The organism is Dactylosporangium sucinum (assembly GCF_014647515.1).
Classification (GTDB): Bacteria; Actinomycetota; Actinomycetes; order Mycobacteriales; family Micromonosporaceae; genus Dactylosporangium; species Dactylosporangium sucinum.
The window spans coordinates 1-16,360 of record NZ_BMPI01000011.1; the positions used below are offsets into that span (position 1 = coordinate 1).

The 16,360-nt window shown below is 72.3% G+C and carries 17 protein-coding genes; 13 read left to right on the forward strand and 4 right to left on the reverse strand.

Annotated features, from left to right (window positions below; translation table 11 throughout):
- Window positions 1-71: 71 nt before the first annotated feature.
- On the reverse strand, window positions 72-1,064 hold the full coding sequence (gene rfbB / locus IEZ31_RS13125) for a dTDP-glucose 4,6-dehydratase (RefSeq protein WP_190250101.1): 993 nt from the start codon (window positions 1,062-1,064) through the stop codon (window positions 72-74).
- Between the two features lie 73 nt (window positions 1,065-1,137).
- On the opposite strand from rfbB, the gene rfbA reads away from it, so the two are divergent.
- The 5 genes from rfbA to IEZ31_RS13150 all read left to right on the forward strand — a co-directional run bounded on the left by rfbA (window position 1,138) and on the right by IEZ31_RS13150 (window position 4,901).
- Entirely contained in the window at window positions 1,138-2,007 is an 870-nt protein-coding gene (gene rfbA, locus IEZ31_RS13130; RefSeq protein WP_190250102.1) for a glucose-1-phosphate thymidylyltransferase RfbA, read from the forward strand.
- 10 nt (window positions 2,008-2,017) lie between these two features.
- On the forward strand, window positions 2,018-2,617 hold the full coding sequence (locus IEZ31_RS13135; RefSeq protein ID WP_190250103.1) for a dTDP-4-dehydrorhamnose 3,5-epimerase family protein: 600 nt from the start codon (window positions 2,018-2,020) through the stop codon (window positions 2,615-2,617).
- Window positions 2,618-2,652: 35 nt separating this feature from the next.
- A complete protein-coding gene (gene pafA / locus IEZ31_RS13140) occupies window positions 2,653-4,011 on the forward strand; it encodes a Pup--protein ligase (protein ID WP_190250104.1) in 1,359 nt (452 codons plus the stop codon).
- Between the two features lie 72 nt (window positions 4,012-4,083).
- Window positions 4,084-4,308, forward strand: coding sequence for a hypothetical protein (locus IEZ31_RS13145; protein WP_190250296.1), 225 nt, complete (start codon window positions 4,084-4,086; stop codon window positions 4,306-4,308).
- On the forward strand, window positions 4,305-4,901 hold the full coding sequence (locus IEZ31_RS13150) for a hypothetical protein (RefSeq protein WP_190250105.1): 597 nt from the start codon (window positions 4,305-4,307) through the stop codon (window positions 4,899-4,901). Before IEZ31_RS13145 ends, IEZ31_RS13150 begins: the two co-directional genes overlap by 4 nt.
- Here IEZ31_RS13150 and IEZ31_RS13155 read toward each other — a convergent pair.
- Window positions 4,869-5,969: a DUF3866 family protein gene (locus tag IEZ31_RS13155; RefSeq protein ID WP_190250106.1), complete on the reverse strand. Its 1,101-nt coding sequence runs from the start codon at window positions 5,967-5,969 to the stop codon at window positions 4,869-4,871. The two genes, IEZ31_RS13150 and IEZ31_RS13155, sit on opposite strands and share 33 nt — an antisense overlap.
- A 115-nt stretch (window positions 5,970-6,084) precedes the next feature.
- Between IEZ31_RS13155 and IEZ31_RS13160 the strand changes: the two genes are divergently transcribed.
- From IEZ31_RS13160 to IEZ31_RS13185, 6 genes are all read left to right on the forward strand, one after another.
- Window positions 6,085-7,080: a helix-turn-helix transcriptional regulator gene (locus tag IEZ31_RS13160; protein ID WP_190250107.1), complete on the forward strand. Its 996-nt coding sequence runs from the start codon at window positions 6,085-6,087 to the stop codon at window positions 7,078-7,080.
- Window positions 7,081-7,298: 218 nt separating this feature from the next.
- Window positions 7,299-8,288 (forward strand): helix-turn-helix transcriptional regulator, encoded by a 990-nt coding sequence (locus IEZ31_RS13165; RefSeq protein WP_190250108.1) that lies wholly within the window; start codon window positions 7,299-7,301, stop codon window positions 8,286-8,288.
- A gap of 37 nt (window positions 8,289-8,325) precedes the next feature.
- The gene (locus tag IEZ31_RS13170) at window positions 8,326-8,589 is read left to right on the forward strand and encodes a hypothetical protein (RefSeq protein WP_190250109.1); all 264 of its coding nucleotides are present in this window, start codon (window positions 8,326-8,328) and stop codon (window positions 8,587-8,589) included.
- 191 nt (window positions 8,590-8,780) lie between these two features.
- Window positions 8,781-9,047 (forward strand): Sec-independent protein translocase subunit TatA, encoded by a 267-nt coding sequence (gene tatA / locus IEZ31_RS13175; RefSeq protein WP_190250110.1) that lies wholly within the window; start codon window positions 8,781-8,783, stop codon window positions 9,045-9,047.
- A gap of 83 nt (window positions 9,048-9,130) precedes the next feature.
- Entirely contained in the window at window positions 9,131-10,033 is a 903-nt protein-coding gene (tatC, locus tag IEZ31_RS13180) for a twin-arginine translocase subunit TatC (RefSeq protein WP_190250270.1), read from the forward strand.
- Between the two features lie 60 nt (window positions 10,034-10,093).
- On the forward strand, window positions 10,094-10,993 hold the full coding sequence (locus IEZ31_RS13185) for a diacylglycerol kinase family protein (protein ID WP_190250271.1): 900 nt from the start codon (window positions 10,094-10,096) through the stop codon (window positions 10,991-10,993).
- Window positions 10,994-11,092: 99 nt separating this feature from the next.
- Here IEZ31_RS13185 and IEZ31_RS13190 read toward each other — a convergent pair whose 3' ends face one another.
- On the reverse strand, window positions 11,093-11,467 hold the full coding sequence (locus IEZ31_RS13190) for an Hsp20 family protein (protein ID WP_190250111.1): 375 nt from the start codon (window positions 11,465-11,467) through the stop codon (window positions 11,093-11,095).
- 127 nt (window positions 11,468-11,594) lie between these two features.
- Window positions 11,595-12,302, reverse strand: a complete 708-nt coding sequence (locus tag IEZ31_RS13195) for an HAD family hydrolase (protein WP_229834891.1) — start codon at window positions 12,300-12,302, stop codon at window positions 11,595-11,597.
- A 54-nt stretch (window positions 12,303-12,356) separates the two neighbouring features.
- On the opposite strand from IEZ31_RS13195, the gene IEZ31_RS13200 reads away from it, so the two are divergent.
- Both IEZ31_RS13200 and IEZ31_RS13205 read left to right on the forward strand, forming a co-directional pair.
- Complete coding sequence (locus tag IEZ31_RS13200; protein WP_229834900.1) at window positions 12,357-15,122, forward strand: DEAD/DEAH box helicase; 2,766 nt, start codon at window positions 12,357-12,359, stop codon at window positions 15,120-15,122.
- A 114-nt stretch (window positions 15,123-15,236) separates the two neighbouring features.
- Window positions 15,237-16,199: an MHYT domain-containing protein gene (locus IEZ31_RS13205; protein ID WP_190250112.1), complete on the forward strand. Its 963-nt coding sequence runs from the start codon at window positions 15,237-15,239 to the stop codon at window positions 16,197-16,199.
- The last annotated feature ends 161 nt before the right edge of the window (window positions 16,200-16,360 follow it).

Genomic DNA, 16,360 nt, shown 5'->3' on the forward strand with positions numbered 1-16,360 from the left:
CGCTCCGCTCCGGCCGCACGACCTGTCGACTGAGCCCATGATGACCGGCCCTCCGCTTCGCTCCGGAACGGTCATGCGCCCAGCGCCGCGCGGGCCTTGAGCGGCTCCCACCAGGCGCGGTTGTCGCGGTACCAGGCCACGGTCTCGGCGATGCCCTGCTCGAAGGTGACCGCCGGCGTGTAGCCCAGCTCATTCTGGATCTTGTCGATGCTCAGCGAGTACCGCCGGTCGTGCGCCTTGCGGTCCTCGACGTACGTGACGAACGCGTCCCAGTCGCGCCCAGTCGCTTCGAGCAGGACCTGCGTGAGCTCCTTGTTGGTCAGCTCCCGGCCGCCGCCGATGTTGTAGACCTCGCCGGCCCGGCCCTTCTCCAGGGCGAGCTGGATGCCGGCGCAGTGGTCGGACACGTGCAGCCAGTCGCGGATGTTGCCGCCGTCGCCGTAGAGCGGCACCGGCCTGCCGTCGAGCAGGTTGGTCACGAACAGCGGGATGACCTTCTCCGGGAACTGGTAGTGCCCGTAGTTGTTCGAGCAGCGCGTGACCACCAGGTCCATCCTGTGCGTGCGGTGGTAGGCCAGCGCGAGCAGGTCGGAGGCGGCCTTGGAGGCCGAGTACGGCGAGTTCGGGGCGAGCGGCCACTCCTCGGTCCAGGAACCCTCCTGGATCGAGCCGTAGACCTCGTCGGTCGACACGTGCAGGAACCGGCTGACCCCGGCCCGCAGCGCCGCGTCGAGCAGGACCTGCGTGCCGACCACGTTGGTGGTCACGAACGGGCCGGCGCCGAGGATCGAGCGGTCGACGTGGGACTCGGCGGCGAAGTGGACCACGGCGTCGTGACCGGGTATCAGCTCGCCGACCAGGTCGGCGTCGCAGATGTCGCCCTCGACGAAGGTGAGCGCCGCGTCCGCGGCGACCGGGGCGAGATTGTCCCGATTGCCGGAGTACGTGAGCTTGTCGAGCACGGTCACGGCCGCGCCGGCGTAGGCAGGGTAACCGCCTCCGAGAAGGGTGCGGACGTAATGGGAGCCGATGAAACCGGCACCACCGGTGACGAGGATTCTCACGGGATCGGGAGTCTAGTGCACGCGCGGACCGGGTGAGTCGACCGCGGTGTGGGTCAGCCCGTAAGGTGGCCGGGTGCGTGGCATCATCCTCGCCGGTGGCACCGGCTCCCGTCTGTGGCCGTTGACCAAGGCCGTGTCGAAGCAGCTCATGCCCGTCTTCGACAAGCCCATGATCTATTACCCGCTCACCACGCTGGTGATGTCGGGGGTCCGCGAGATCCTCGTGATCACCACCCCGGAGGACCAGGACCAGTTCCAGCGGCTGCTCGGTGACGGGCGGCAGTGGGGGCTGGAGATCGGTTACGCGGTGCAACCGAAGCCCGAGGGCCTGGCCCAGGCGTTCATCATCGGCGCCGACTTCATCGGCGACGACAGCGTCGCGCTGGTGCTCGGCGACAACATCTTCCACGGCGCGCAGCTCGGCCAGCGCCTCGCCGAGAGCGGCGAGCTCAAGGGCGGCAAGGTGTTCGCCTACCCGGTGGCCAACCCGCAGGACTACGGCGTCGTCGAGTTCGACGACGGCGGCAAGGTGATCTCGATCGAGGAGAAGCCCGCCAAGCCGAAGTCGCGCTACGCGGTGCCCGGTCTCTACTTCTACGACAACCGGGTCGTGCAGATCGCCCGCGAGCTCACGCCGAGCGCCCGCGGCGAGCTGGAGATCACCGCCGTCAACGCGGCCTACCTGGAGCTCGGCGAGCTGCACGTGTCGATCCTCGACCGCGGCACCGCGTGGCTCGACACCGGCACGTTCAACACCATGGTGCAGGCGGCCGAGTTCGTCCGCGTCATCGAGGAGCGCCAGGGCCTCAAGATCGGCTGTGTCGAGGAGGTCTGCTGGCGGGCCGGGCTGATCGACGACGAGCAGCTGCGCGCACTCGCCGAGCCGCTGCGCAAGAGCGGCTATGGTGAGTACTTGATCCATCTGCTCGACTGGGAGAGCTGAGGAGCCACGCGTGAAGATCCGACAGCTCTCGATCGCCGGCGCCTGGGAGGTCACCCCGGTGCAGCACGGCGACCCGCGCGGCATGTTCATGGAGTTCTTCCGGTTCGACCACCTCGCCGCCGAGATCGGCCACGAGCTGCGCCTCGCGCAGGGCAACCTCTCGGTCTCGGCGCGCGGCGTCGTGCGCGGCATCCACTTCGCCGACGTGCCGCCGGGGCAGGCGAAGTACGTCACCTGCACCCGCGGCGCGGTGCTCGACGTCGTCGTGGACATCCGGGTCGGTTCCCCGACGTTCGGCCGCTGGGAGGGCGTCCAGCTTGACGAGGTCGACCGCCGCGCGCTGTACCTCGGCGAGGGCCTCGGCCACGGGTTCTGCGCCCTGACCGACGACGCGACGATCACCTACCTGTGCTCGGCGACCTACAGCCCCACTGGTGAGCACGGAATTCACCCTCTCGACCCGGAGATCGGCATCGTCTGGCCGGTCGACGAGCCCCAGCTGTCGAAGCGGGACGCGGTGGCGCCGTCGTTCGCCGAGATGCGCGACGCCGGGCGCCTGCCCGACTACGCCGCGTGTGAGGCCTACACGCAAAGTCTGCGGAAGCAATAGCGCCGGATCCGCCCCCAGGCGGCTAATGTCTGTACATGGACCGGCGAATTTTCGGCCTTGAGACCGAGTACGGGGTCACGTGCACCTACCGGGGGCAGCGCCGCCTGTCCCCGGACGAGGTCGCTCGGTACCTGTTCCGGCGCGTCGTGTCGTGGGGTCGTTCCAGCAACGTCTTCCTGCGCAACGGCGCGCGCCTCTACCTGGATGTCGGCTCCCACCCGGAATACGCGACGCCCGAGTGCGACTCGGTGCCCGACCTGGTCGTCCACGACCGGGCGGGCGAGCGGATCCTCGAAGGCCTGCTGGTCGACGCCGAGCGCCGGCTGCACGACGAGGGGATCGCGGGCGAGATCTACCTGTTCAAGAACAATACCGACTCGGCCGGCAACTCCTACGGCTGCCACGAGAACTACCTGGTCAGCCGGCACGGCGAGTTCGGCCGGCTGGCCGACATTCTCATCCCGTTCCTGGTCACCCGCCAGCTGATCTGCGGCGCCGGCAAGGTGCTGCAGACGCCCCGCGGCGCCGTCTACTGCCTGTCGCAGCGCGCCGAGCACATCTGGGAGGGCGTCTCCTCGGCGACCACCCGGTCGCGCCCGATCATCAACACGCGGGACGAGCCGCACGCGGACGCCGAGCGGTACCGCCGACTCCACGTGATTGTCGGCGACTCGAACATGAACGAGGTCACCACCCTGCTCAAGGTGGGCACGGCCGACATCGTCCTGCGGATGATCGAGGCCGGCGTGGCGATGCGGGACCTCTCCCTGGAGAACCCGATCCGCGCGATCCGCGAGGTGTCGCACGACATCACCGGCCGCCGCCGGGTCCGCCTGGCCAGCGGCAAGGAGATCTCCGCGCTGGAGATCCAGCAGGAGTACTTCGACAAGGCGACCGAGTTCCTCGACCGGCGCGGCGCCGACGCGGCGACGAAGCGGGTCATGGACCTGTGGGGCCGGGTGCTCGGCGCCGTCGAGACCGACAACCTCAAGAGCGTCGAGCGTGAGATCGACTGGGTGACCAAGCTCGGCCTCATCGAGCGCTACCAGGCCAAGCACGACCTGCCGCTGTCCCACCCGCGGGTCGCCCAGATGGACCTGGCCTACCACGACCTGCGCCGCGGCCGGGGCCTCTACGGGCTGCTGGAGAAGCGCGGGGCGGTCGACCGGGTCGCCACCGACCTGGAGATCTTCGAGGCGAAGGAGACCCCGCCGCAGACCACCCGGGCCCGGCTGCGCGGCGAGTTCATCCGGCACGCCCAGGAGCGCCGCCGCGACTTCACCGTCGACTGGGTGCACCTGAAGCTCAACGACCAGGCGCAGCGCACCGTGCTGTGCAAGGACCCGTTCCGCGCCTACGACGAGCGGGTCGACCGGCTGATCGCGAGCATGTGACAGCGCCTGTGACAGCGTTGTTACCGGCGAGTTGAGAAAGCGGGGCCGCCTCGGGTTAGGCTGGCCGTCACCATGTATGACGAGCCCGATCCGCCCGAGCAGCGGCCCCGCTCCCTCCCGACGGCCGACTTCAACCCCGACCGGCCGTCCCGCACCCGGCACGGCCGCCGGCTGCAGCGCATCCGCGAGGAGATCGAGCGCAACCGCACCGAGGGCCCCTCCATCCCGACCTGGGTCCTCGCCCTCGTGCTCGCCCTCATCGTCGGCGGCTTCGTCGCCATCCTGGTGTGGGCATGAGGCGCACGTTCGCGCTGGCCGCCGCGGCGGCCCCCGCACTGGTCGTGGCCCTCGCCGCGGGCTGCACCGACGACGGTGAGCGCCGCTCGCCGCTGCCGGCCAGCGCCGCCCCGCCCGCGGCCGGCGCCTCGATGCCGCTGCCCTCGCCGAGCCTGCCCCCGGCCGTGAACACCGACGGCTGCCAGGGGCTCATCACCGCCGCCCAGGTGCAGAAGTCGACCGGCCTGGCCGTCCAGCCGAGCGCCGGCGACGGCGCGGCGGCGGTCGCGCAGTACGGGCAGGCCGTCCAGAGCCTCGGCCTCGACGCCCGCGCCCGGATGTGCCCGTTCGGCAACGCCGGCGGCGACCAGGTCACCGTCGTCGCGCTCACCTTCCCCGACGCCGGCCAGGCGCAGCGGCTGTGGACGACGATCGCGTCGCTGGAGGCGGTCGGCGGCGTCGGCGAGGCGGCGCTGAGCGACAGGTCGAAGACGCTGCTGGCCAAGCGCGGCAAGGCGGTCGTCGCCGTCTACCTGCTCGCCGGGGCCAACCCCGACGCCAACCACCTGCCCCAGCTGCAGTCAGTCGCCAACGCCGCGCTGGCGAAGGCCTGAGGCCGCGTGGCGGCCCGCCGCGGCCGCCGCCAGGAAGTACGCCCGGTCCTCGGCGAACCCGCGGCCCATGGTCGACAGCCGCACCGGCAGCGCGGCCAGGGCCTCCGCCAGGTCCTCGGCCGGCACCTCGACCAGCGTGTGCGGCGGGCACAGCGGGGCGAGCGCGGCGCGCACCGGCCCGGCCAGGTCGGCCGGCAGGTCGGCCGGCACGACGAGGTCGGCCGGGGCCAGGGCCACCCGCCCGAACGCGGTGAGGCTGTGGTGCGACACCCCGCGGTGCCGCGGGCGCGGGTCGGCGCCGGAGATGCGCGGCGCCGCCACCGGCCTGCCGCCGAGCGCCGCGACGGCGTTGACCGCCTCGCCCGCCGCGACCCCGGAGAAGCCCCATGAGGTACCGGTGCCGAGGTTGCCCGGCCCCTGGGTGACCACGGCCAGGTCGGCGCGGAGGCCGTGCCGGGCGGCGAGCAGCCCGCTGTGCACGTTCGTCGACTCGAGGTCCCCGCCGAACGCCTGCCCGGTGGTGACGGTGCCGGCCAGCAGCGGGCCGAGCCCGTCGAGGGTGCGCGAGAACCAGGCCGGCAGCGCGCCGCCGTCGGTCATCACGTACGCGATCCGCGCGCCGGGCGCCGCGGCGAGCGCGCCGGCGACGACCGCGGGCAGCGCCGAGTGCAGGTCGGCGACGACGACCGGCATCCCGCCGAGGTCGGTCGCGCCGGCCAGGTCGCCGCGCAGGGGCGAGGCCTCCTCGTCGGCGGCGAGCACGATCGCCTGCAGCGGCGTGTACCGCGCCTTCACCACGTGCCCGGGCACGTCCACGTCGTCGGGCAGCCGGTCGGGGACGGCGACGACCAGCGCGTACCCGCCGGTGCCCAGCCCCAGGGCCAGGGCGTTGAGGTTCAGCAGCACCCGGTCGCCGGGCTCCGGGGCGCCGACGAGCGCCGGGTACGCCAGCGCCCGTACCGTGGCCGGATCCTCGCGACGGCGGGCCTCGACCGTCACGTCCAGCTCGCGGCTGCCCCGCCACTCGCGGCGCACCGCGGCCACCGTTCCCCAACGCCACCGGATCACGGCGCCCACGGTAGTGCAACGACGTTCCGCGCACGCACGGTGACGGTGCGAGACGGCACGTCCGGTGCCCGTGTGGGCGACGCAGAACAGGCGTTCGGGCTGGTAGGTTCGCTGGGTGTCGCGTACCCGAACCGAGCGCCTGGTCAATCTGGTGATCTGCCTGCTCGCTACGCGCCGCTTCCTGACCGCCGACCAGATCGCCACCATCGTCCCCGGCTACGAGCACGACCCGCAGGACGAGCGCGACCACGAGGCGTTCCAGCGCAAGTTCGAGCGGGACAAGGCCGAGCTGCGGGAGCTGGGCGTCCCGCTGGAGATCGGCACGGCGAGCATCTTCGACAACGAGCCCGGCTACCGCATCGCCCGCCGGGAGTATGCGCTGCCCGACATCCCCCTCGCGCCCGACGAGGCGGCCGCGGTCGGCATCGCCGCCCGGCTGTGGCAGCAGAGCGGCCTGGCCGCCGCGGCCTCCAGCGGCCTGGCCAAGCTGCGCGCCGGCGGCATCGACGTCGACCCGCACGCCACCCTCGGCGTCGAGGCCGTGGTCACCGTCGACCCGGCGTTCGAGCCGCTCACCGCGGCGGTCCGCGACCGGCAGGCGGTCACGTTCGACTATCACGTGCCCGAGCGCGACGCCGCGCACACCCGCCGGCTGCAGCCGTGGGGCGTGGTGTGCTGGCGGGGCCGGTGGTATGTGGTGGGGCACGACCTCGACCGCGGCGCCGAGCGCTGCTTCCGGCTGTCCCGGATCGTCGGCGGCGTGCGCCGGGCCGGGCGGCGCGGCGCCTACGAGCCGCCGAAGGACGTCGACCTCATCGGTTACGTCGCCCACTCCAGCGGCCCGGTCGAGCGCACCGGCCGCGCCACGGTCCGGGTCCGGCCGGGCAGGGCCGCGGGCGTGCGGCGCTGGGCCGAGACCTGCGCGCCCGGGCCCGACGGTGACGTGCTCACGCTGCGCTATGCCGACGTGGACTTCTTCGCCAACTGGCTGGTGGGCTACGGGGCCGACGTCGTGGTCCTCGACCCGCCGGAGATCCGCGACGCGGTGATCCAGCGCCTCAAGGCCATCGCCGCCGCCTACGAGCCCGCCGACGCGGGGGTCCTGGCGTGAGCGGTTCCGGAGCGAAGCGGAGGGGGCCGCTCATCGTGGGTTCAGTGTGTGGCTCGGGCGGCCGGAGCGGAGCGGAGGGCGCGTGAGCGGTTCCGGAGCGAAGCGGAGGGGGCCGCTCATCGTGGGTTCAGTGTGGGGCTCAGGCGGCCGGAGCGGAGCGGAGGGCGCATGAGCGGTTCCGGAGCGAAGCGGAGGAGGCCGCTCATCGTGGGTTCAGTGTGGGGCTCAGGCGGCCGGAGCGGAGCGGAGGGCGCGTGAGCGGGGGAGCGGAGCGGCTGGGAAGGCTGCTCAACCTGGTGCCCTACCTGCAGGCCCGGCCCGGGATCACGCTCGCCGAGGCCGCCCACGACCAGGGGATCACCGAGCGGCAGCTGCGCGACGACCTGGAGCTGCTGTGGATGTGCGGCCTGCCCGGGTACGGGCCGGGCGAGCTCATCGACATGGCCTTCGCCGGCGACAGCGTGACCCTGACCTACGACGCCGGGATCGACCGGCCGCTGCGCCTGACGCCCGACGAGGCCCTCGCGCTCATCGTCGCCCTGCGGATGCTCGCCGAGACGCCCGGCGTGGCCCAGCGCGACGGCGTCCACCGGGCCCTGGCCAAGATCGAGCACGCGGCCGGCGACCTCGCCGACGCCGCGGTCGCCGTCCGGCTGCCGGGCAACGCCGACCGCCTGGAGGAGCTGCGCGGGGCGGTCGAGCGCCGCCGGGCGCTGCGGATCACCTACTACACGGCCGCCCGTGACGAGACCACCGACCGGGTCGTCGACCCGATGCGGGTGCTCGTGGTCGGCCGCTGGGCCTACCTGGAGGCCTGGTGCCGCCGCGCGCAGGCGGTCCGGCTGTTCCGCGTCGACCGCATCGACGCCTCCGCCGAGCTCGACGAGCCGGCCCAGGTGCCGCGCCAGGCCCAGCCCACCGACACCCGCACCGGCACGCTGTTCACGCCCACGCCCGACCTGCCGCTGATCACCCTGCGGGTCGGGCGCGGCGCCCGGTGGATCACCGAGCAGTATCCCTGCGAAGAGGTCGTCCGCGGGCCCGGCGAGCACTGGACGGTCTCGCTGCGCGCCTCCGACCTCGACTGGGCCCGCCGGATGGTGCTCGGGCTCGGCGCCGAGGTGACCGTCGTCGCCCCGCCGGCGCTCGCCCAGGCGGTGGGCGCCGAGGCCCGCGCCGCACTCGACACGTACGCCACACCGGCCTGACGGGCCGGACCGGGCCGGGTGCACTAAGGTCGATTCCGTGCTCTGGCTGATCGCTGCCGCTCTGGTACTGCTGGCGCTCGTGATCCTGGTGGTCGTCGCCGTCAAGGTCGGCGGGACCCTGCGCCGCTTCGGCGTGGTCGCGCAGTCCCTGCAGCGTCGCCTGCTGGACGGCCAGCGGCGCGTGGAGCCGCACCTCGTCCAGCTCCAGGCGACGGTGGAGGCCCTCCAGCCCCGCCTGGAGTCGATGCAGGAGCAGGCCCTCGTGCTCCAGGCCCGCCGCGGCGGGGACGAGAACAGTTAACAAACCTGCCGGATCAACCGGGCAAATTGCGTGTTTGTCCGGACGGATGGTTGACGATCAGGCGCTCCACCGTCAACACTCGTCAAGACTTCAGCGGCCGGACCCCTACCCGCTAACCCCGGCCTCTGCCCTCACCCGCAACTGGTCAGTACCATGGGTCGGGCAGCTCGAATACAGTGAGGTGGCTTCACATGGGTGCACTCAAGCCGTGGCACATTCTCGTGCTGGTGGTGGTGCTGATCCTGTTGTTCGGCGCCAAGCGTCTTCCGGACGCCGCGCGTTCGCTGGGTCGCTCACTCCGGATCATCAAGGCGGAGACGAAGGGCCTCGCTGACGACGACGTCGATGCCAAGGCCGAGGCGCAGTCCGGCCGGCAGCCGCTGAGCGGCACGATCGACGACAACAAGCCCTCGCCGGCGCCGACGGTCGACCCGGTCGACCGCGTGCGCGAGCGCTGAGGCGCCACACCGTCGTGAGCATCCTCCCCGGACGGCGCCGGACGAAGGCGCCGTCGCAGTTCCAGCGCGCCGCGGACGGCTCCATGACCCTCATGGAGCACCTGCGCGAGCTCCGCAACCGTCTGTTCAAGGCGTGCCTGGGGATCGTGGTCGGGTTCGGCATCGGCTACTGGCTGTCGGGGCGGGCGATCGCCCTGGTCAAGGATCCGGTCTGCAAGGTCCTCGTGCCGCGGACCGGTGACTGCAACTTCGTCCAGCTCGGCGTCGCGGACTTCTTCCTGCTCCAGCTGAAGGTCGGCCTCTGGCTCGGCCTGCTGTTCACCGCACCCTGGTGGATGTACCAGCTGTGGGCCTTCGTCGCGCCGGGCCTGCACCGCAAAGAGCGCAAGTACGCGTACATCTTCGTGTCGATCGCGGCGCCGCTCTTCGCGCTCGGCGCCTACCTCGCCTGGTTCGCCCTCGGGCACGGCCTGCAGTTCCTGCTGCCGCCCGCGGAGGTCGTGACGACGTCGCTCGACATCACGCGGTACGTCGACTTCATCACCACCGGCATGCTGGTGTTCGGTGTCGCGTTCGAGTTCCCGCTCATCGCGATGATGCTGAACTTCGCCGGCGTCCTCAGCGGCCGCAAGCTGCTGGGCTGGTGGCGGTTCGTGGTCTTCATCTTCTTCGCGTTCGCGGCCGTCGCCACCCCGACGCCCGACCCGTTCACGATGACCGGCCTCGCGCTGGCGATGTCGCTGCTCTACTTCGGTGCCGTCGCCGTCGCCCTGATCAACGACAGGCGCAAGGGCCGCAACCGCCCGGCCTACGCGGACATCGGCGACGACGAGACGTCCTCGCTCGACGACTACGACGTCGAGCCGGTGGGTGCCGCCACCTCGGTGGGCGGGTATGACCCGATCGAGCCGGTGACCCCGGTCGACGCGCCCACGCCGGTCGAGCGGTCGCGCTCGCTCGACCGCCGCTACGACGACGTCACGTAACAGCAGACCGCTCGAACGCCCCCGGCCGGACCCTCGGCCGGGGGCGTTCGAACGTTTAGCATCTGCGCCGTGAAGATTGCGTTGCTCGCGAACCCCACGGCCGGCAAGGGGCGGCGGGCGGGGCTGCTGCCCGTGGTCGTGGAGCGGCTCGCGGCCGAGGGGGCCGTCGTGCGGGTCGTCACCGGCGGTACCGTGGCCGAAATGGCTGCCGGGGCGGCCTCGTCGGTGGCGGACGGGTCGGCCGTCGTGGCCATGGGGGGCGACGGGACCGTCCACCTCGGGCTGCAGGCCGTGGCCGGGACCGGGGTGCCGTTCGGGATCGTGCCGGCCGGCACCGGCAACGACTTCGCGGCACGGCTCGGGCTGCCTCCCGACCCGCTCGACGCGGCGCGCGGGATCGCGGTGGCGCTGCGGGACGGCGCGACGCGGGCCATCGACCTCGCGCGGGTCGTGGGCGCCGACGGCACGACGGCCTGGTTCGGGGCGGTGCTCGCCGCCGGGTTCGACGCGTTCGTCAACGAGCGCGCGAACCGGATCCGGTGGCCGCGCGGGCCGCAGCGGTACAACCGCGCGATCGTGGAGGAGCTGCTGGCGTTGAAGGCTCGGCGGTACCGCATGAGCCTCGACGGCACCGAGCGGGAGTTCGCGTCCGTCCTCGTCGCCGTCGGCAACACCGAGAGCTACGGGGGAGGGTTCCGGATCGTGCCGGACGCCGACCCCGCCGACGGGCTGCTCGACGTGGTGGTGGCCGAGCCGCTGGGGCGGCTCACGCTGATGCGGCTGCGGCCCAAGGTGTACACCGGCGAGCACGTCCACGACCCGCGCGTCTCGACGTACCGCGCCCGGACGATCGAACTGGCCGCCGACGGCGTCACGGCATACGCGGACGGCGAACGCATCTGCCCGCTCCCGGTGACGATCACGTGCGTCCCCGCCGCCCTGACCCTGCTGTCCGCCTAGCTGCGTCGATCTTGCAGTTGTGGTGCCCCCCAAACCCGGGCATTCCGGGAGTGTCCCGGCACCACAACTGCAAGATCGACGCAAGAAGGCGCCGGGGCGTCAGGCGGCGTTCTTGATGCGGATCTTCACGCCTCCCGGCGACGGCTCGGTCACCACGTCGGACTGGTCGACGCCCTCGGGCAGGGAGAAGCTGCGGGAGAACGAGCTGGAGCTCGACGAGAACGACTGGAAGTGCGCGCCGCCCTCGTCGCGGCTGTCGGACGAGCTGCTGCCGCCCTGGCCGCGCACGGTCAGCCGGCCGCCGGAGACCCGCACGTCGACGTTCGACGGGTCGATGCCCTCGACCGTGATCACCAGGTCGTCGCCGTCGGTCGCGGTCTGCACAGAGGTGGAGTGGGCGTGGTGGGCGGCACTGGCGACGTCGTTCTCGATGCGGGCCAGGGCACTGGCGGGATCCCAACGGCTCAACGGCATGACGAATCCTCCAAAAAGAAGCGTGTGATGGCACTGTCGCGCCGCGACACGGAGCCGACAAGCGCAGAGGCGGTGTTGCGACAGTGATTCCCGGCGGGCGGCGATTCCACACCTGCCGCCACGCCCGTCACAGCAGCCGCAGGATGCCCCCGAGGCCGTGGATCCGGCCCGGTTCACTCTCCGGGAGGACAAGGACGCTGCAGCCGGCCGCGGCCGCCCCGGCGTCGGTGGGCGTGTCGCCGACCATCAGGGTCCGCTCCGGGTCGGCCCGCAGCGCCGCGCACGCCTTGTAGAAGATGGCCGGGTCGGGCTTGATGCGCCCGACCTCGTAGGAGAGCACGAACTCGTCGACCAGCGCCGCGAAGCCCAACTCCTCGGCGAGCATCCGCAGGTCGAAGCCGATGTTGCTGACCACCGCCACGGGCACCCCGGCCGAGCGCAGGGCGTGCAGGGTGGACAGGGTGTCGGCGTAGAGCTGCCAGCCGTCGGCGATCAGCAGCCGGTCGTAGAGGGCCCTGGCCAGGTCGGCGTCCACGGTCGCGGCCAGCCCCTCGTAGGCGGCCCGGTGCGCCTGCTCGGACAGGTCCCGGTCGGACCACACCTCGGCCAGGTGCGGCGGCACGCGGTGCGGCTTCGGCCCGCCGGCCCGCCCGGCCGTGGTGAGCCGGTCGGCGAGGACGGTGGCCCGCCCCCGGTCGAGCGTGACGCCGACCGTCTCGGCCGCCTTGGTGACCCACCGGACGGGGTCCTCCACCTGCGCGAGCGTCCCGTGGAAGTCCAGCAGCACCGCCTCGATCGGTCGTGGGGACGGGCGAGAGTCTTCGCTTTCCGGCACGCCAGCACGATACCGAGGAGCGGATCCGGGCCTTCGTCGCCTAGCCTGGGGAGCGTGAGTGGTACCGAGGACGTGGATCTGAGCCCAGCCGACCGGTACCAGGCGGCCCGCCTGCGGGCCGAGGACGCGGCCCGGCACCCGGCGCTGTCGGAGTTCACCGAGGAGCTCGACTTCGCGCTCGACCCGTTCCAGTCGGAGGCCTGCGAGGCGCTGGAGCGTGGCACCGGCGTGCTCGTGTGCGCGCCCACCGGGGCCGGCAAGACGGTCGTCGGGGAGTTCGCCGTCCACCTGGCGTTGCGGCAGGGGCGCAAGTGCTTCTACACGACGCCGATCAAGGCGCTGTCGAACCAGAAGTACAACGACCTGGTGCAGCGCTACGGGTCGGAGCGGGTCGGGCTGCTCACCGGCGACAACGCGATCAACGGTGACGCGCCCGTGGTGGTCATGACCACCGAGGTGCTGCGCAACATGCTCTACGCGGGGTCGGGGACGCTGCACGGGCTCTCGTACGTCGTGATGGACGAGGTGCACTACCTCGCCGACCGGTTCCGCGGCGCGGTGTGGGAAGAGGTGATCATCCACCTGCCCGATTCGGTGACGCTGGTGTCGTTGTCGGCGACCGTGTCCAACGCGGAGGAGTTCGCCGACTGGCTGGTCACCGTGCGCGGGGAGACCACGGTCGTCGTCAGTGAGCACCGGCCCGTGCCGCTCTGGCAGCACATGCTCGTCGGGAAGCGGATGTTCGACCTGTTCCACGACGCGGAGGCGGCGCAGAAGCACGACGTGCATCCGGAGCTGCTGCGGTACCACCGGGAGATGCTGCGACGCGTGGAACTCGCCGGCGACATGCGCCGCGGGCGCGGGCGGCGGTGGACGGGGCCGTACCGTCCGGAGATCGTGGAGCGGCTCGACAACGAAGGGTTGCTCCCGGCGATCCTGTTCATCTTCAGCCGCGCCGGCTGCGACGCCGCCGTCCAGCAGTGTCTCGCCGCGGGGCTGCGCCTCACCGGCCCCGACGAGCGGGCCGAGATCCGCACCATCGTCGAGGCCCGCACGAAGCACATCCCGGCCGACGACCTGCAGGTGCTGGGGTACTGGGAGTGGCTCGACGGCCTCGAGCGGGGCCTCGCCGCGCACCACGCCGGCATGCTGCCCGCGTTCAAGGAGGTCGTCGAGGAGCTGTTCGTCCGCGGCCTGGTCAAGGCGGTGTTCGCCACCGAGACCCTCGCGCTGGGCATCAACATGCCGGCCCGCTGCGTGGTGCTGGAGCGCCTGGTCAAGTTCAACGGCGAGGCGCACGTCGACCTGACGCCGGGGGAGTACACGCAGCTCACCGGCCGGGCCGGCCGCCGCGGCATCGACGTCGAGGGCCACGCCGTGGTCGTCTGGGCGCCCGAGGTCGACCCGCGGCACGTGGCCGGCCTCGCGTCCACCCGCACGTATCCGCTGAAGTCGAGCTTCCGGCCCTCCTACAACATGGCCGTGAACCTCGTCGGCAGCGTCGGGTCGGCGGCCGCGCGGGAGCTCCTGGAGAGCTCGTTCGCGCAGTTCCAGGCCGACCGGTCGGTCGTCGGGCTGGCCCGCCAGGTGCAGCGCAACGCCGACACCATGGCGACCTACGAGCGGGAGCTGGCCTGCCATCTCGGGGATTTCCAGCAGTACTTCGGGATCCGCGTGGCGATCGCCGACCGCGAGCGGGCGATCGCGCGCCAGGGGGCCCAGCAGCGGCGGGCCGCCGCCCTGGAGTCCCTGGAGCGGCTGCGGCCCGGCGACGTCATCCGGGTCCCGACCGGCCGGCGCTCCGGCCTCGCCATCGTCATCGACCCGGGCGTCGGCGGGCGCGGGTTCGGCGAGCCGCGCCCGCTGGTGCTCACCGAGGACCGCTGGGCCGGGCGCATCTCCGGCGCCGACTTCACCAGCGCCGTCGAGCCGCTCGGCCGGGTCCGGGTGCCGAAGCAGTTCAACTACCGCTCGGCCCAGGACCGCCGCGACCTGGCCGCCGCCCTGCACCGCCTGGACCTCGACCCGGCCGACCGGCGCCGCGGCCGGTCCCGCAACACCGCGGCCGCCGACGACTCCGAGCTGGACTCGCTGCGCGCGTCGCTGCGCCGGCACCCGTGCCACCGCTGCCCGGACCGGGAGGAGCACGCCCGGTGGGCCGAGCGGCGGCACCGCCTGGAGCGCGACACGGAGGCGCTGCGGGGCAAGGTCGCCAGCCGGACCGGGTCGCTCGCGCGCACCTTCGACCGGGTGTGCGGGCTGCTCTCCGAGCGGGGGTATCTCAGCGCCGAGGGCGGCGTCACCGACGCCGGCCGGATGCTCGCCCGGATCTGGTCGGAGACCGACCTGCTGGTCGCCGAGTGCCTGCGCAGCGGCGTGTGGGACAAGCTCGACCCGGCCGAGCTGGCCGCCGCCGCGAGCGTGCTGGTGTACGAGGCGCGCCGCGAGGCCGAGGACCGCGCGTCGATCCCGCGGGGCGAGGTCACCGACGCGGTCGACGCGACCCTCAAGCTGTGGGCGGAGCTGCGCGACGACGAGGACGAGCGGGGTCTTCAGCTGACCCGCGAGCTCGATCTGGGTTTCGTGTGGCCGATGTACCGCTGGGCCCGGGGCGAGTCGCTGACCAAGGTTCTCGGCAGCGTGCACGGCCTCGACGGCGACATGCCCGCCGGCGACTTCGTGCGCTGGTCGCGGCAGGTGCTCGATCTGCTGGGCCAGCTCGCCGAGGCGACCGGGGCACCGGAGGGGGTCCGCCGCACCGCGCGGCAGGCGATGGCGGCGGTGACACGTGGCGTTCTGGCATACAGCGTTATGGCATAGTCACGCAGCGAAGTTTCGCCGCTTGTGATTAGGAAAAAGCCATTCGGATCCGCAATGATGCACACGCCGGTTTTTTGCCGGTCGTGCACAGCCGCTCGGCGCGGGAGGTAACTCGTGGGTCAGCTGCACCACTTTACGTACGGCGCGATCACCCCGATCTTCGCGTACGCCATGTCCTTCCTCGGCTCTCTCCTCGGCCTGGTGAGCACCGCCCGGGCCCGCGCCGCGACGGACACCCGCCGGCGGGCCTGGCTGCTCGTCCTGGCCGCCTGGTCGATCGGCGGCACCGGCATCTGGGTCATGCATTTCATGGCGATGGTCGGCTTCAGCGTCACCGGGTCGCCGCTGCGCTACGACGTGCCGATCACGGTCGCGAGCTTCTTCATCGCCGTCGTGACGGTCGGCATCGGCCTGTTCATCGTCGGCCTCGGCAAGCCGAAGCTGTGGAAGGTCCTCGTCGGCGGCCCGATCACCGGCGTCTCGGTCGCGTTCATGCACTACACCGGCATGGCCGCGATGCAGATCAACGGCACGTTCGAGTACGACAACAATCTCTACCTCGCCTCCTACGCCATCGCCGTGGTCGCCGCGACGGTCGCCCTCTGGTTCACGATCGTGGTCCGCGGCATCCCGGCCACCCTCGCCGCCGCCGCGGTCATGGGCGTCGCCGTGTGCGGCATGCACTACACGGGCATGGCCGCGATGCACGTCCACCTGGACCAGGCGGTCGAGCCGGTGCCGGGCGTGGACGTGAACTGGTTCCTGGCCCCGATCGTGCTGTTCGTCCTGGTGGTGGTCATCGCCCTGGCGAGCGCCGTGATGGCCGTCCCGTCGGAGCGCGAGCAGGCCGAGGCGAAGGCGGTCCACGACAAGATCGCGTCCGGCCAGGCCATCCGCAACGCGTCGAGCGGCTCGGCCTTCGGCGGCTCGACCACGTCGGGCGGCACCCCGTCGCCGGCCGGCGGCGCGGGCGCCAACGCCCCGACGTACCCGAACGGCGGCGGCAAGGCCGCCCAGGCCTTCGCGGCGCGGGCCGCGAACGGGATCTCGGACGCCCGCCGCCAGCGCGGCCGCTGACAGCGGGCGGCGGCCGCCATCGGCCGCTGACGCTCCGCACGCTTTCGAGCGCCGCCGCGGCCCGTGTTTGGGGGGTCGCGGCGGCCGTTTTTCATGATCGATGGAGCGTTCTGGTCGTCATGGCAGCCAGATCGCTCCATCGATCACGGCGCGCTGCCGGG

Coding starts and splice junctions, on each gene's coding strand:
- tatC (WP_190250270.1), top strand. CDS start 9,131: ATGACCCTCATGGAGCACCTGCGCGAGCTCCGCAACCGTCTGTTCAAG.
- IEZ31_RS13145 (WP_190250296.1), top strand. CDS start 4,084: ATGTATGACGAGCCCGATCCGCCCGAGCAGCGGCCCCGCTCCCTCCCG.
- IEZ31_RS13150 (WP_190250105.1), top strand. CDS start 4,305: ATGAGGCGCACGTTCGCGCTGGCCGCCGCGGCGGCCCCCGCACTGGTC.
- pafA (WP_190250104.1), top strand. CDS start 2,653: ATGGACCGGCGAATTTTCGGCCTTGAGACCGAGTACGGGGTCACGTGC.
- IEZ31_RS13190 (WP_190250111.1), bottom strand. CDS start 11,467: ATGCCGTTGAGCCGTTGGGATCCCGCCAGTGCCCTGGCCCGCATCGAG.
- tatA (WP_190250110.1), top strand. CDS start 8,781: ATGGGTGCACTCAAGCCGTGGCACATTCTCGTGCTGGTGGTGGTGCTG.